The following is a 16,797-nucleotide window of genomic DNA, read 5'->3' on the forward strand; positions in this document are numbered from 1 at the left end:
GATGCGTAAAATAATAAAAATAGCACGCTTAGAATTAAGCGTCCTCTTTTATTCGCCAATTGCATGGATAATTTTAGTTGTTCTGTTCCTTCAAGCAGGATTGGCCTATTTCGATATGTTATACAGTCAGGAGACTCAACAGCAATTGGAACGTCCTTTAACTGTCCTAACTCGAGTTATGTTTGCAGGGGAAAAGGGTATGCTTTCTTCCATTATTGAATACCTCTATCTCTATATCCCTTTATTGACAATGGGTGTCTTCAGTCGTGAATATACCAGTGGCTCTATTAAATTGCTGCAATCTTCGCCTGTTACCACCACTCAAATTGTGTTAGGAAAGTACCTTTCAATTGTTGTTTATGCGCTAATAGCGGTATTGATGATGTCGCCATTTGTTTTATCAGCATACTTCTCCATAGACCAAATGGATTTAACATTTGTCCTTTGTGGCTTATTGGGAATATTTTTGTTGATCTGTACATATTCTGCAGTTGGCCTATTTATGTCCAGCTTAACTTCTTATCAAATTGTAGCGGCCATTAGTACCCTTGCATTTTTAGCTTTTCTTAATTATGCCCCCCTCTTGGGTGCTAAATACGATGGATTGCGAGAAATAACCAATTGGCTGTCTATTTCAGGTAGAGCAGAAGAAATAGTCAATGGGTTATTGACCAGTAGAGAAATCGCTTACTTTATTTTGGTCATTGTGTTCTTCCTCAGCATCACCATACTTAGAATGGTGCAATTAAGGGAGGGAAGCAGTGTTTTGAAGCGTATAGGCCAATATGCTGCTTTAATTGCTGTTCTGTTTTTGTTTGGTTTTATTTCTGCAAACCCCAAATATATTGCCTACTACGACACGACCAGAATTAATGATCGTACGATCTCTCCAAATGGTATATCGCTTGCAAAAAGATTTACAGAACCCATTGAGTTAGTATCTTATGTGAATGTGCTTGACCAAAATGCAGCATATGGAGACCCCGTTAATCGAATTGCTGATATGTCTAGTTTTGACTTTTATTTTAGGGAAATTCCACAGTTGAAAATGGAATATATAGCCTATTATGATAGCATTCCATATTTGCGATTGGATTCAAACGAGACTTTTCTTAGTAAGGCAGAGAAAGCGGCAGATGCTTTAAATCTTAATTTTAAAAAGTTGCTGACTCCACAGGACATAAAAAAAATGCCATTCATTGCTAAAGAGTCAAAGATGTTTGTCCGTTTTTTTGAATACAATGGAAAGAGGGAAGCACTTCGTATGTATGATGATATGTTTAGATATCCTCGTGAAGGAGAAATATCAGCTGCTTTATTGAGACTCTTGGAAGGGCCTGCTAAATTAGGAATTCTAAGTAGTAATGGCGAAAGGAATGCTATAGACTTTTCAGAAAAAGCATATAGCTTCGCGCTTAATGGAAAATCCACCAGATCATCTATGATTAATCAAGGTTTTGAAATTTTACCTATAAAAATAGATTCCTTAGCTCAATTTCAGGGGGTAGGAATCATTATCGCTGACCCTGCAAAACCTTATTCTAAGGAAGAATTAGCCGCGATTTTCCAGTATATCGATGCAGGTGGAAATGTTTTTCTTTTGACTGACCCTGCAAGTTCTGCTTTCTTACAACCGATTGTAAATAAGCTCGGCTTGAAATTTATGGATGGTACATTGATGCAGGAAAGTGAGGATTTCGATCCTGATTTATTAAGAATAAAATTTGCTCCTGATGCTTCCAAAAACGGTTTTGATTTTTATGATGGTGCAATTTCAGTAATGAAAGGTGCTGTCGGTATTCAATTCGATCAAAATAATAATGGATTTGAACGAACAGTATTAATGGAAACCGATCCTAAAGACACCTGGAATAAAACAGAAAAGTATGACCTCGCTTTAGAAAAAGTGCTATTCAATCCGATCTCCGATAAAAGGGTGAAAGTACCAACTGCCGTTCGTTTGAAAAGAAAAACAAATGCTAATGATCAATTGATTTATGTATTTGCAGATGCCGATTATATGAGTAACTCAGAAGTAACACGATTTAATATTAACTCCATGAACTTCAATGTGATTTCTCGGATATTTAAATCCTTTACGAATGGGAAATTTCCTGTTTCTGGTAAAAAAGAGAAGGCAACTGATGTCATCATAAAAGCAGACAGAAAAAGCATTAATTTCCAAAGACTATTATTGCTCATTGTAGCTCCTATTTCTATAGCAATTATTGCAGCTGTGATCTTACGTAGAAGGAAGCGCAAGTAATCGAATTTTGTTGTTTAGTTTTATTAAAATAGCCCTTTCTGAAAATGTTAGGGCTGTTTTTTTTAATTTTAGATCAGTGCAAAATCTAAAGAGTATCTCCTTTTACCTCCAGACCTTCCCGGTCTTTCCGCCTATAAACAAAGGCTTTTTACTCTGCAATCTTTCCGATATCTCCTCTGTCTCTTCAATAAGCCCTTCCACATAATTCATCCTTTCTTCCATCAACTTAGGATGGATCTGAAAACCTAATTTGGTCATTTGAATGGATAAACCAACCAATAGCGCATTAATTCTATAAGCAAGGGTCTGCAAGTGCACAACGTCCTTTTTATGGTATTTGCCACTAATTGGGTCTTTGGCAAATTCCTCCAACGCATCATAAGATTGCGCTAAAGAAGCTTGCGTGAACTTTCGCATTAAACGTAAATCGTAATAATTCAAGTTTTGTGAGGCATAGCCTTCTTGTATTTTTTGGAGATAAGTTCTAAAATGCTCCACTAAGGAATGGGTATTCTGCTGAATCGAACGGTAATGATTGATTGGGATAGCTAAACATCCTAATACTGCGAATATAGAGCCCAAAAGAGTAAATGCAACCCGACTACCCAATATATCAACTAATTTGCCCTCGTACATATGCTGCCCTAGAAGAATGGTTATGGTAATGAAAATCACACAAACCAAGTAATTAGGACGGTTGAATAGTAGAAATAAGTATAAACAGACAATGGCTATGACCAGTAAGCTAATGGGATCAGTAATCAAGTACAAGATTAAAAAACTTAGTCCAATACCGATTAATGAACCTATTATCCGTTGGTAGTTGCGTTTCTGTGTATTGTTGTAACTTGGTCTTGCTACTAAGATAATGGTTAACAAGATCCAGGAAGCATAGCGGAATTCAGGCAAATAATAGCCGATAAGTCCACCGAGCATTAATAATATAGCCATTCTAACGGCGTATGAGAAGATTGCCGACTTGAAGGTAAGATTATTCCATATAGTTCCTAATCCTGCCTTAGGCGCAACGAAATCCTTGAAATTCTTGCTTTCCAACCAGCTTTGGTCAGATTGTACCACTTTAGCTTCTAATTGCAGTAAAATAGCGGAAACTTGACGTAATTGTTTGCAGATGGATTGAATCAACTCCTGTTTCTCAAAATTTCCCTCATGTTTCTTTGATTCCAGTTGTTGTAGTAATCCATCCAATTCTTGCCTCTTTGGGAAACAGACTTCGGAACTACGCTTCCATAAAGATAATTGAGCTGTCTCCTCAGACAATAAAACTAAGGACCTGCGAACGATAGCTAGTGTTTCATCTCCTTTGAGGACCTCACGAACCTGCTCATAATCGTTGTCCACTGCCATGAGTAATTCGTACAGATCAATAAGTTGATATAATTTAGCCAACCACAACTTACTAGCTTGATCTTTTTCTGAAAACAGCTTTTTATCTCGTAATAGGAGGGATCTTACTGATTCCAATTGATCACTTACCTTAGTGTGCAAAGCAGAAAGGTTTTTATACGTCTGCGCTAATGGTACTTGTTCATCATAACAATCTACCTTTAATCGGATAAGATTCGCCATTTGTTGGATTCCGCCAGCAACCGCAAAACGTAAAGATCGAAATGGGAAACTATATACTTGTATTAAGCTAACAGCAAAAAAGAAGATGGCACCTGCTGTAACCGCTATTGTAAATGCCCAAGGGTCTTCAGGACGTAAGCCAATAGTGAAACTGGCAACTATCAATCCTAAATTTCCAACGACATTAATCCGAAACCCTAATAAAGCAATTAAAGTATATATAAAACCAAATAAGCCCAATAAGGGGATTATAATCCAAGAATGAGCATGTAGAGCGGTTGAAATCGAAATTGCGGTAATAAAGAATATAGGAATACAGAATAAACTGGTTTTTACTTTATCCCTTTTGTTGCCAGGAAGGTCTGTCAAAGCGGACAATAAGATACCTACTGCAAAGGCAATAGCAAAGTGGGAATCATAAAAAAAGAATAAAAATACACTTGGAAGAAGGATAACTAATATATTCCTTAATGCATCCTGACTGGACTCTAATTTTAAAAATGGTAAAATCTTCCCGTAAATAGCGTTTGTCAAATTATTGTGTTGTTATTCTGAGTTTTATGGCTGCAAAAATAACAAAAATTAAATTTATAAAAATATTATACGGTCATTTAAATGTAGTTTGATATTTTATTTTGTTAATAGCTGTAACTTAAGTTGGATGCTATTGAATATTCCGATTTCAATAATTCTAAATGAAATATTGTTTGGTTTGACCTATACCGATTGGCTAAAAGGTTCAATTAATAGGTTGAAATATCTGATGTTATGTAATAAAAGAAACCCCTATTTTATGAATGGAATAGGGGTTTCGTTATTTTATTGTTGAAAATTCATTCTTTGTATTCGAACGGCATTTAGAATTGCTAATAGGGATACACCTACATCAGCGAAAACAGCTTCCCACATATTGGCTAAGCCTCCAGCACCTAGAATTAATACGATGGCTTTTACCACAAAAGCTAATGCAATATTCTGCCAAACAATCTTCTTGGTTTGTTTTCCAATACGAATAGCCATGGGTATTCTTGAAGGTCTATCATCTTGGATAACCACATCTGCTGTTTCTATAGTGGCATCAGAACCTAGTCCACCCATCGCCATACCCACGTCACTGAGCGCAACAACTGGAGCATCATTCACACCGTCTCCAACAAAAGCAACACGTTGGTTATTTGCTTTTATTTCCTTGATTTTATTTACTTTATCCTCTGGTAATAGATCGCCGTATGCTTGATCAATTCCCAATTCTTTAGCTACGGCATCAACGACAGTTGACTTATCTCCACTTAGCATAGTTGCCTTTACATTCATCCGATGTAAATCCTGAATTGTTTTTGCAGCATCTGTTTTGATGCTGTCTGCAATGGTCAGATAACCTACAAATTCACCTCCGAAAGCCACAGCAATGGTCGTATAAACAATGCTCTTTTGGTCCACATCATAGTTAATTCCAAACTTATCCATAAGCTTGAAATTCCCTACAAGGAGTTCTTTCCCTCCAATAACTGCCTTTAGTCCATGTCCTGCTATTTCTTCGATTTGCTGTAAATTAAGTTGATGATCAATTTCACCAACATATTCATGAATTGCAGTTGCAACAGGGTGTGTGCTATGGCTTTCTAATCCATTGACATAGCTTAATATCTTATTTTGATCAAATTTGGAATTAAAATGTACTTCCTGGACTTTGAAAACACCTTCTGTCATTGTCCCAGTCTTATCCATGACCACATGTTGAATATTGGCAAGACTATCTAAGAAATTAGATCCTTTAAATAATATACCATTTCGACTTGCCGCACCAATACCGCCAAAATATCCTAATGGAATAGAAATAACCAAGGCACAAGGGCAGGAGATAACCAAGAAAATTAAAGATCGATAGAGCCAATCTGTAAATACGTAATCTTTTACAAACAAGGCCGGTAATAAGCAAATTCCAATGGCTAGGAATACCACGATCGGAGTGTATACCTTAGCAAACTTTCTAATAAATAATTCGGTAGGAGCTTTCTGAGAACTAGCATGCTGCACCATTTCCAATATCTTACTCAATTTACTGTCCTCATAAGCTGCTGTAACTTTAACCTCTGCAACACTTTGTAAGTTGATCATTCCCGCCAGAACCGTATCGCCAGTATATTTGCTATCAGGTTTGCTCTCACCAGTTAATGCTGCGGTATTAAAGGAGGCTTGTTCGCTTAATAACTGTCCATCTAAACCTAGCTTTTCTCCGGGTTTAAGTAAAATCACATCTCCGATACTCACTTGAGCAGCTTTCATGATTTTGGGTGTTTTATCGATTAAGACGGTAACTTCATCCGGCCTTTGATCTAATAATGCTTTAATATTCCCTTTTGCCCGACTAACCGCTAAGGTTTGAAAAACCTCTCCAACAGCATAGAATAACATCACGGCTACGCCTTCAGGATATTCTTTAATGGCAAATGCACCTATGGTAGCAATGCCCATTAAGAAGAATTCAGAAAATACATCACCTTTTTTGATGCTTTCCCAAGCTTCTTTTAGCACAGGAAAGCCTACGGGTATGTAGGCTAACAGATACCAACCAAAACGTATATAGTCCTTAAACCATGCTTGAGGAATCAGATAGTCAAATGCTAGCCCTGTCAATAATAGCACTAGTGATATGGCTGGCCACTTAAAGAGATCCAATTTGGAGCCTTCGATATGTTCATGGTTGTGACCATCATCTTCGCTATGTATATGATCATCAGTGTTTCCTGCTTTTTCTTTGCCACTGGCGGTATTATTTATTCGATCACTGATTTCGCAGCATGAATCTTCATTTTTTAATTTTTGATCGTTTTTATCCTTCATATATTAATCCCCTTTTAATAGATGTTTAGTATGACTTGTATCGTTTTGCCATTCGGCAATTATACATCTGTTTAAGCTTATGCTGCGAACCGCATACATGAACCTTATTAATTTAATAGATTCCTTTTACAAATTCAATTATTCAGCCAAAAGATGAGTCTTTTATGATGTGAATATTATATTTTATTGTAAATGAATATAATAAAGCTGTTATTTAATGTGAATGTCCAACGGTTCCTGTAAGTTTTGCATTGATGAAAAAGGCTCCTTTTACAACGATTTTTCTTCCCTTGGGAATTTCTTGAACTGGAGTGATAGCGGTATAACCTTGGTGGCTTACTCCCTTTATGACCTCGATTTTTTCAAAATTGATTGAAGCTTTGGTCTCTCCGTGTTCATGCCCTTCTTCATGTTGATGTTCTCCTTCATGTTCATGATCATGTTCCGTTGCTGTTTCTGTACCATGGCTATGACCTTCATGATCATGATCTTCGTGCTCTTCTTCAGCCTCCTTATCGGTTTGAGTGAAAATGTAATATTTGCCTTTAGATTCTACAATAGCTTCATTAGGTACTGCTGCGGTGCTTACCTCGCTCAAACTAATTGTTCCCGTTATATTCATTCCATCGATTAATCCAGTCTTGTCTCCAATCACCAAACAATGTACCGCCACAGACTTGCTGTCGTTCTCAAAGGATGCACCTATACGAGAAACTTTAGCCGAATAGGTCTTTTCCGGATTGTTCGTTAGGTTGAAAGTGATGGATTGACCGATTTTTATTTTTGGTAAATCTCTTTCAAATACCTGTAAGTCCAGGTGCAACAAGTTGTTATCTACAACTTCTAGCAGGGCAGTAGACACATCTACATAGGTTCCGATTTTCACAAATACATTGCTCACAACACCGCTGATGGGGCTAACAACGACTATATTGCTCCTTAAGTTCCCAGCGCTTAACTGATGCGGATTAACTCCTAATAGTTGTAACTGCTGTTGGAGTGATGCTCTTTTTGTTCTTAAAATGTTTACCTGACTGCTTGCATTTTGTAAGTTTCTCTTAGTGCCCGCGTTTCCTGCGTTTAATTCCTTTTGCCTTTCCAGTTCCAATTCAGCTAATTGTAACTCATTGACACTATTTAAGTAATCTTCTTGTAGTTGAACAAATTGTGGATTTTGTAAATTCGCTATTATCTGTCCTTTGCGAACGTAATCACCAAGTTGAACATTCAATGTTTTAACCAAGCCAGCATAGAGCGAACTCGCGTTAGCTCGATTGTTATTTGGAACGCGTAGGAAACCGTTCGCCTTGATATTCGATGTCAGGTTTTTATTTTCTATCTCTCCCAATTGTATACCTACAGATTTGATTTGTTCTGCAGTGAGGGATGCTATGGTTTGATCGCCTTCTACATGAGCCTCTGCTTCGTGCTCATGTTCATCAGAAGCTTTGGAAGATTTATTTCCACAAGATATGATAGACATGCAAAGCATAATCATGCTAAGGAAAAGGGATGTATTTTTGATTATAGTTGACATGGATTATTGATTTAGTAAAGAATTAATACGGATTACAGAATTGTTGACTTCTTGAATGCTTTTCAAATAGTTTAAATAGCTATCCGTACTGGTTTGTAATGCCATTAGGTATTCTACATAGGAACTATCTCCTGAAGAGTAGCCAAGTTTAGCCGCCTCTATTATCTCCTTGGCATTCGGTAGTGCCTGAGTCTTGAAATATTCGTATTGTTCCAAGTATTGCTGGTATTGTTGATACTCGTTTTCCAGTTGGGTTTTCAATTGTGATTTTGCCCAATTAGCAGCCATTTCATTGGAAGCACGTTGATAATCTAGGGATCTTATTTTTGCTCTTGTAGCGCCATAGGTTAATGGAATTGAGATACCTATATCAAAGTAGCTAAAGCGTTGTCCTCGCCCATAAAACTTCTCTACACCATCTTTTTCATGATTGCCAATCAACGATGCATTCGTGTAACCAATCGTGAAGTCAGGTAGGCCATTTGCCTTTTCTAAAGCCTTGCTCTTGTTTGCAACCTCAGCCTCTTGAAGCAAATATTGAATTTGAGGATGCTTATTCAGTTGCGTACTATCCGTCAGGTTAGCAATTTTCAAAGGCTGGTATTCTGAATCCAATGCAATTCTAAAATTTGTAATCTGAAGCAAGTTTTGAAGTTGGTTGTATGCCTGCGATTTTAACACCTCATTTTGTTTGTATAACATGTTAATCTCACCACGTTTGGTTTGTGCTGTACTGATGTCAACCTTTTTAGTGTCACCGGTACGATAGCGAAGCTCGGCTACCCGAACAAAATCTTGATATATACTATCTAAAACCTTAAGTTCTTTGGTATTATTTTCTAAGAAAGCTATTTGATAATAGTAAGTTCGGACCTGTTTTTTTAACTCGTTTACACTGATGTCCATTAATGCCTTTCTAGCTTTTACTTGTTGATCTATGACATTTCGACGAGCTTTGAATACCGAAGGGAATGGGATTTCTTGGGATATGGTTAATCCGTCGTTCTTTTCAAATCCATCATTATTTCCATATTGAAAAGTTACTGCTGTTTTTGGCAATTCAGCACTAGATTTCCGAAGTGCTTCTTGGGATTGCACCGCCATTTCCTTTGATTTAAGCTCCGGATTGTTCCGAAGGGCTATATCTATAGCCTGTTCCATCGTTAGTCGCTCCTGCGCCTCTGAAAGGGCTCCAAAGGAAAATATTAAGAGGGTAACACTGATTGCTTTTTTCATGGTATGATTTATTGATCTACGATTAGATCCACTAAATAATATATATAATAAGGGGAGAACAAATAGGGTAAGGAAAGTAGCCGTTACTAAGCCGCCAATGACGACTGTTGCTAAAGGCTTCTGTACTTCCGCACCTGCACTGGTGCTGATTGCCATTGGTAAAAAGCCTAATGAAGCTACTGTGGCGGTCATTAAAACGGGCCTTAATCGAATTTGAGTTCCGACTCGAACGCGTTCCAATACATCTTGCATGCCTTCTTTTTCCAATTGGTTGAACTTCCCGATGAGTACAATTCCATTCAAGACAGCCACACCAAACAGCGCTATAAAGCCTATTCCGGCACTAATGGAGAATGGCATGTCACGAATTAGCAAAGCAAAAACACCTCCTATAGCACTCATAGGAATTGCTGTAAAGATTAAAAGGGCTTGTTTGATGGAATGGAAGGTGAAATACAACAATAGAAAGATCAATAATAGCGATACGGGAACAGCGACCATTAAACGATTGCTCGCCTGTTGTAAATTCTCAAATTGCCCACCATAGGTAAAATAATAGCCAGTTGGCAATTTTACCTTTTGCGCTAATTGCTGTTGGATATCACGGACAACGGACTGAACGTCCCGATCAGCCACATTAAACCCAACTACAATTCGTCTTTTTCCAGCCTCCCGGCTTATTTGAGCTGGTCCTAATTTATATTCAATATTGGCTACCTGATCTAGCGGAATCTGATCTCCCTTAGCAGTTGGTATCAATAAATTATTCACATCTTCTATGCTCTGCCTATGCGTACTGTCTAGACGAACCACCAAATCAAAACGCCTCTCATTTTCATATAATAAGCCGGTGCTTTTACCAGCGAATGCGGTGGAGAGAATATCATTGACATCTTCAATATTGAGTCCATAGTTTGACATTCTTATTCGATCATAAGTAACATTGATTTGAGGTAAACCTGTTACTTGCTCCACTTGAGGTGCTGTTGTGCCTTGCACGGATTGGATTACGGCACTTACTTGATTTGCATATAAGGCTAAACTATCTAAGTTTTCTCCAAATATTTTTACCGCTACATCTTGTCGGATACCGGTCATCAATTCATTAAATCGCATTTGGATAGGTTGGTTCTTTTCAAAGAATACACCTGGAATGACCTGTAGTTTCTCCATAATAGCATTCCCTAATTCATCATAACTTCTACCTGAGGTCCATTCGTCTTGTGGCTTCATTATCACCATCATATCGGTTGCTTCTGGAGGCATAGGGTCTGTAGGGACTTCGGCTGAACCGGTTTTACCAACAACCATTTTGACCTCCTGAAAACCTTTGATGATTCGGGATGCCTGCATGGAAGTCTCAATGCTCTGACTTAAAGATGTGCCTTGTGGGAGAATACAGTGAAATGCGTAATCACCTTCTTGTAATTGGGGAATAAACTCTCCACCCATTCGATTAAAGAGAAAGATAACGAATACAAATATTGCAACAGTAATCCCTATAATCAGGTATTTTAGTCGGATGGCTCCTTCCAATAAGGGAGCATAAAAACGGTGCAAGAAATCCATGAACCGGTCACTGAAGGTCTTTTTATCATGTCCTTTTTTCGGTAAAAACAAAGCACACATCATCGGGATGTAGGTTAAGGATAGGATGAGAGCGCCTAAAATGGCAAAACCTACTGTTTTTGCCATCGGAGTAAACATTTTACCTTCAACCCCCACTAAAGTCAAAATAGGGATATAAACGATGAGGATGATAATTTCACCAAATGCGGCCTGCGTTCTTATTTTGGAAGCCGATTCAAATACTTCCTGATCCATTTCTTCTTGCGTTAACTTCTCCTGGCTCTTGCGGAGGCCAAGATGATGTAAGGTCGCTTCCACAACAATGACTGCCCCATCGACAATCAAACCAAAGTCTATAGCACCAAGACTCATTAAATTGGCGCTTACACCAAACACACGCATCATGCCTAAAGCGAACAAGAGTGATAGGGGGATAGCTGAAGCGACAATCAATCCTGCGCGTAAATTGCCAAGGAAAAGAACCAACACAAAGACAACGATTAATGCCCCTTCAATAAGGTTCTTCTCCACGGTACTAATGGCACGCTTCACCAAGTCTGTCCGATCTAAATAAGCCTCTAAAACCACATCTTCCGGTAATGATTTCTGAATGGTTGGCAGTTTCTCTTTTACGCGATTTACAACCTCATTACTGTTTTCTCCCTTCAGCATCATTACCACACCACCTACAGCGTCTACTTCGCCATTATAGGTGAGTGCACCATAGCGAACGGCTGAGCCTATTCTTACATCGGCAACATCCTGAACTAAAACTGGTATACCGCCACTGCTTTTAATTGGGATCTGTTTGACATCTTCTATGGAAGTCACTAAACCTATCCCACGAATGAAGTAGGCATTTGGTTTTTTATCGATGTAGGCACCTCCTGTGTTCTGATTATTCTTTTCCAAAGCAGTGAAAAGTTCTGGAATATTGACGTTCATGGCACGAAGGCGCTGTGGATTAACAGCAACTTCAAATTGCTTTAACTCACCACCAAATGAATTGACTTCAGCGACTCCAGGGGTTCCATACAACTGTCTGGCAACTATCCAGTCTTGCATTTCGCGTAATTCCTTGGCCGAATATTTATGCTCACTACCCGACTTTGGGTGTATAATATACTGGTAAACTTCACCCAATCCTGTACTTACCGGAGCCATTTCAGGAACACCAATCCCTGCAGGGATTTTTTCCTCCGCCTCCTTTAAACGTTCATTGATTAATTGCCGAGCAAAGTAAATATCTACATCTTCCTTAAATACAACGGTAATTACGGATAGTCCAAAACGTGAAATACTACGGATTTCTTCGATGTCCGGTACATTGGCGATACCTTGTTCAATGGGAAAAGTAACTAATTGTTCCACCTCTTGGCCTGCCAGTGTAGGACAGGAAGTGAATATCTGTACTTGATTGTTGGTAATATCTGGAACAGCATCTATTGGAAGTTTGCTGGCACTCCAAACACCCCATATGATCAATACCAAGGTCATCAGTCCAATAATGATCTTGTTCTTGATGCTAAATTTTATAATACGGTCTAGCACGATTATTTGTTTAATTTTTAAAAAACTCACACGGAACCTTCATTGCAAGGCTGCAACGAAAGCATAATCTTAATTACTAAATCAATGATTGATAAGTAATGTTTTTGAATTCAGTAAATTAAACCTTTGGAGGAAGCCAGATGGAATCTGGGTCAATGGAACTGATTAATGTGTTTTCAAACAGTTTGGGAATATGGAGGTTTCTTTCAAACGGTTTTTCCAATTCTAAGAAATCTAAGTGAAACTCAGATAAAGCAATGCCACAGCAGGAACAGGTGCAAAACGCCGTACAAGTATCCTTTTCATGGTTATGATCCTGATGATGATCATTGGCATCTGTAGAATGGGAATGTCCAATATGCCGACTTATGGAACTGCTTGGACTTGTATTTTCATCGTATAAATGGTCGCTGCAAGGCACAAAGTGTAAAGCCAATACATAGAGCATTAATATGGTTGAAAATATCTTCATCTATAACAAATGTAATTAGAAATCAATAAATACCAATGGATTATAATGAGATTTCTATTTAAAGCATATCATAAACAAATACTTTCCCTTCCAATAAAATAGGCCATTCTGATTGACAGAATGGCCCATTTTTGTTTATTAATTTTAGTGTGCGATTGCCTTAAATAGCCGATGCGCCTGCTTCTGCTACTGCATGGTCATCTTCAACGGTGCTTCCACTTACACCTACAGCTCCAATAATGTCTCCCGCTGAATTCTTTAGTACAACACCTCCAGGAAAGGTAATAAGCCCATTGTTTGAATGTTCAATATTGTACAAGGATCCGCCTGGTTGAGATAATTTTCCAATCTCACCAGTGTTCATATTGAAATATCTCGCCGTTCTAGCTTTTTTCTGGGAGATATCAATCGAACCTAACCAAGCATCGTCCATTTTATTAAATGCTACTAAGTTGGTGCCTGCATCTACTACAGCGATGTTCATCTTAACGCCTAATTCATTCGATTTTTTCAATGCGGCATCAATAACTTTTCTTGCCTCCTCTAATGTGATGTTACTCATAGTTCTATGTTATTTGTGATTCCATAAATTTATTTCATTTCAAACAGAAAGCATGAAAATATCGTTTCAATATATAATAGGATAGTTTCATAAGGAATAAAGAAGAATTATGCTATTTTAGGGAATCCATTATGGTTGAACCAATGAATCACACAATTGACTTATTAGCAATTCAGACTCCTGAACACCTACGTGAAGGGCTAGAACATCAAACACGATTTGATGGAGGGCTTTTTGAGGTCAATATTTTTGAAACTTTCCAGTCCTCCACCAAGGTTCGCATACAATATGCCGGACTTAGTATTTCCAGTATGATTCGTGGATATAAGATTGTATATGGAAAAGATGGAAGGAAAATTAAATTTACCCCTGGTACTTCCTTGGTACTTCCTGCAGAGGAACAGATTTATGCTGATTTTCCAGAGGCAGACGCACGTAATCCAGTACAATGTGCCACGATCTTGATTCCCGCTGAAACAGTGGAACGGGTAATAATGGAATTGGAAAAGCAATATCCTGAGGGTAATTGGCAATTTGATTTTGCTAATTATCACTTCCAGAACGATTCTGCTTTTGTTCGTGCTATTAATGAGTTGCTCCAACTGGCTAGCGAAGAACGCTTGCAAATTCCTTTAAGTGAGGTATTGTTGAAGTCCTTGTTTATAAGATTGCTAAACGCCCAGAGAGAATATGTGCAAGAACAGACTGTCTTCCGTAAGAATAATCCCATGTTGCAAATAAAGCAATACATTCAGGAGCATATTGATCAAGACTTAAGCTTGGAAAAACTCATGGAAATAGGCAACTGTAGTAAAAGTACTTTGCATAGGCTTTTTGAAAGCTATTGCTCCAAAACTCCAGGTGCCTATATTTTGCAGGAGCGCATGCTTTTAGCATCAAATCTTTTGCTACATCCAGAGTTCAGTATTTCTGATGTGGCCTATAAAACGGGTTTTAGTTCCCTAAGTTATTTCGCCAAACAATTTAGAACCTTCCACGGCTGTACAGCAGGGGATTTTAAAAAGAAGTTTGGACATTAGAACCGCCATTTTAATCCCGTTTTTATCCCTAAAACCGTAATACGATCCGGATAATTACCATCCGTAAATAGTATGATGGAATTAGCTTTTGCAAAAGGCTCCACAAATAGTCCAAAATTGGAAGTGAAGTAATAGTTTCCCCCAATTCCAGCATAAACTCCAATACCATTTTGCTTATCTACATATTGTTCATTTCCTTGTAATTGAAAATGAAAATTAGGACCAGCATGAGCATAAAAGTATTTACCAAGATTCATGGATAATAATACAGGTACCTCCAATAGGCTTAAGTTCATACTATCCCGAAATACAGGTTTGCTTGGGTCAACGATGGCTCCTCTCAAATCAATCTTAAATTTGGAGTATTCTAAGCCGGTATTTATGGAGAATAACCTCGAAATTTTATATTTAATCTTGGCATCTATGGCAAAATAAGAATAGCTATCTTTTGACATACCCCCATCTAATCGTTCTCTTGGGCCAACATTTTGTTCAGCTAGTGGTGTAATACCTATGGAAAATTCAATTGGATGATTTTTGTTTTCTTGTGCTTGAATCGTCAGATTGCATAAAAATAGCCCCAGGATAAGTCCTAAAGCACGAATGGGTAAAATTCCTTTCATAGGTTTTCAAATCTAGTTTTCTCTAGAACGAAATTACCAAAGTCTTTGCTACAGAAAGAAAACAATATATATTTTCCCGTATTCTGTTCTGTACTATCAAATGCCAAGGCTAATGTTTTCTTTGTTTTTAATACTTGCTTTTGTTTTCGTTTCTGTGTGTTTTGTCTCAAATCTAATAACGTAGTGGTCTCATATCTCACATCTATTTCCATGGGTTGGATTCGAGACTCTAACGGATCTCCTTCGGAACTCCTTCGGATCTTGTTCGGATCTCGTTCGGTTCCTACCGAACGAGATCCGAACAAGATCCATAGCAGATGCTTACAAAATCCTTTAGAGTCTCGAAGCAATTTAGAAGCAAATACAGACTTGACTAGACCCAAACCTTTACAAATCATGGAAGAATACTGCTGTTGGATTTCGCTTTTTAGCTATAAATAACTAATTTCATAAGGAAAGTCAACCTTATGAAAAACCTTATTCGTTCTACCTACCTCATTCTCTTCCTTACAGTTTTCCAGTTTTCAGCTGTTCAAGCACAGAAAAAACAGAAAATGGAATTGATTATTTTCGATACAGACATGGGAAATGATATTGATGATGTTCTTGCTTTGGATATGTTGTATAAATATGCAGATCAAGGGAAGATTAAGTTGTTGGGGATTATGAATAATAAAGGTTCTGCCTATTCCACTCGATTAATTGATATGCTTTCCACTTGGTATGGATATGGGAAGGTTCCTATAGGTAAAATTGAAAATGGAGTCTTAATTGATGATTATGCTGATTATAGTAAAAACATGGTACAGCTTAATGATTCTACCAATCTGTATAAATATTCTGTCAAGCAGCATGATCAGTTGCTCCCTGCGCATGAGTTATATCGAAAGATACTGGCTAAGCAAGCGGATGGATCAGTAACTGTAGTTTCCGTAGGTTTTTCTACCAACCTTGCTAGGCTCTTGCAAAGCGGACCTGATAAATACAGTAAACTGGATGGAAAAGCCTTGGTAGCCAAGAAAGTTAAGGTACTATCTATCATGGCAGGTTCCTTTGGTGATAAGAAACGCGCAGAATTTAATGTGATTCACGATATCCCTGCTGCTAGGTATACTATTGCTAATTGGCCAGGAGAAATAGTATTATCTCCTTTTGAAGTTGGTAAGCAAGTCATTTATCCGGGGGCCAGCATCCAAGAGGATTTTCAATGGGCAACACATCACCCCTTAGTGGATGCCTATAAACGCTATCGACCTTTTCCTTATAATCGTCCTACTTGGGACTTAACTTCAGTTTATTATATCGGTGAAAAAGAAAACAGCCTTTTGGACAAATCTAAACCCGGTATATTGAGCATAAATGAAAAAGGATATACTGATTTTGTTGAAAATCCACAGGCTAAACATTATGTGCTCTCCATTCAAAACCAACATATAGAACCCTTAAAAACCTATTTTAAGGAACTCATTAGGGAAAAACCTAAAGCATATAGGAAATAAGTAATTAT

At 37.9% G+C, this 16,797-nt stretch carries 11 protein-coding genes; 3 read left to right on the top strand and 8 right to left on the bottom strand.

Annotated features, from left to right (window positions below):
• Window position 1: 1 nt before the first annotated feature.
• The gene (locus tag ACP6L2_RS01800) at window positions 2-2,266 is read left to right on the top strand and encodes a Gldg family protein (protein WP_440507602.1); all 2,265 of its coding nucleotides are present in this window, start codon (window positions 2-4) and stop codon (window positions 2,264-2,266) included.
• A gap of 102 nt (window positions 2,267-2,368) precedes the next feature.
• Here ACP6L2_RS01800 and ACP6L2_RS01805 read toward each other — a convergent pair whose 3' ends face one another.
• The 6 genes from ACP6L2_RS01805 to ACP6L2_RS01830 all read right to left on the bottom strand — a co-directional run bounded on the left by ACP6L2_RS01805 (window position 2,369) and on the right by ACP6L2_RS01830 (window position 13,627).
• On the bottom strand, window positions 2,369-4,390 hold the full coding sequence (locus tag ACP6L2_RS01805) for an FUSC family membrane protein (RefSeq protein ID WP_440507603.1): 2,022 nt from the start codon (window positions 4,388-4,390) through the stop codon (window positions 2,369-2,371).
• Window positions 4,391-4,675: 285 nt separating this feature from the next.
• Window positions 4,676-6,700, bottom strand: coding sequence for a heavy metal translocating P-type ATPase (locus ACP6L2_RS01810; RefSeq protein WP_440507604.1), 2,025 nt, complete (start codon window positions 6,698-6,700; stop codon window positions 4,676-4,678).
• Window positions 6,701-6,914: 214 nt separating this feature from the next.
• On the bottom strand, window positions 6,915-8,183 hold the full coding sequence (locus ACP6L2_RS01815; RefSeq protein WP_440507605.1) for an efflux RND transporter periplasmic adaptor subunit: 1,269 nt from the start codon (window positions 8,181-8,183) through the stop codon (window positions 6,915-6,917).
• Window positions 8,184-8,240: 57 nt separating this feature from the next.
• Complete coding sequence (locus tag ACP6L2_RS01820; RefSeq protein ID WP_440507606.1) at window positions 8,241-12,593, bottom strand: CusA/CzcA family heavy metal efflux RND transporter; 4,353 nt, start codon at window positions 12,591-12,593, stop codon at window positions 8,241-8,243.
• Window positions 12,594-12,711: 118 nt separating this feature from the next.
• Complete coding sequence (locus ACP6L2_RS01825) at window positions 12,712-13,065, bottom strand: hypothetical protein (protein WP_440507607.1); 354 nt, start codon at window positions 13,063-13,065, stop codon at window positions 12,712-12,714.
• 160 nt (window positions 13,066-13,225) lie between these two features.
• Window positions 13,226-13,627 (bottom strand): GlcG/HbpS family heme-binding protein, encoded by a 402-nt coding sequence (locus tag ACP6L2_RS01830; RefSeq protein ID WP_440507608.1) that lies wholly within the window; start codon window positions 13,625-13,627, stop codon window positions 13,226-13,228.
• 143 nt (window positions 13,628-13,770) lie between these two features.
• On the opposite strand from ACP6L2_RS01830, the gene ACP6L2_RS01835 reads away from it, so the two are divergent.
• On the top strand, window positions 13,771-14,667 hold the full coding sequence (locus ACP6L2_RS01835; RefSeq protein WP_440507609.1) for a helix-turn-helix domain-containing protein: 897 nt from the start codon (window positions 13,771-13,773) through the stop codon (window positions 14,665-14,667).
• Here the strand turns inward: ACP6L2_RS01835 and ACP6L2_RS01840 are convergent.
• Window positions 14,664-15,290 (bottom strand): outer membrane beta-barrel protein, encoded by a 627-nt coding sequence (locus ACP6L2_RS01840; RefSeq protein WP_440507610.1) that lies wholly within the window; start codon window positions 15,288-15,290, stop codon window positions 14,664-14,666. The two genes, ACP6L2_RS01835 and ACP6L2_RS01840, sit on opposite strands and share 4 nt — an antisense overlap.
• Window positions 15,287-15,688, bottom strand: coding sequence for a hypothetical protein (locus ACP6L2_RS01845; protein WP_440507611.1), 402 nt, complete (start codon window positions 15,686-15,688; stop codon window positions 15,287-15,289). Before ACP6L2_RS01845 ends, ACP6L2_RS01840 begins: the two co-directional genes overlap by 4 nt.
• A gap of 69 nt (window positions 15,689-15,757) precedes the next feature.
• On the opposite strand from ACP6L2_RS01845, the gene ACP6L2_RS01850 reads away from it, so the two are divergent.
• Complete coding sequence (locus ACP6L2_RS01850) at window positions 15,758-16,789, top strand: nucleoside hydrolase (protein ID WP_440507612.1); 1,032 nt, start codon at window positions 15,758-15,760, stop codon at window positions 16,787-16,789.
• Window positions 16,790-16,797 lie beyond the last annotated feature (8 nt).

The organism is Sphingobacterium lactis (assembly GCF_051951495.1).
GTDB lineage: Bacteria > Bacteroidota > Bacteroidia > Sphingobacteriales > Sphingobacteriaceae > Sphingobacterium > Sphingobacterium lactis_A.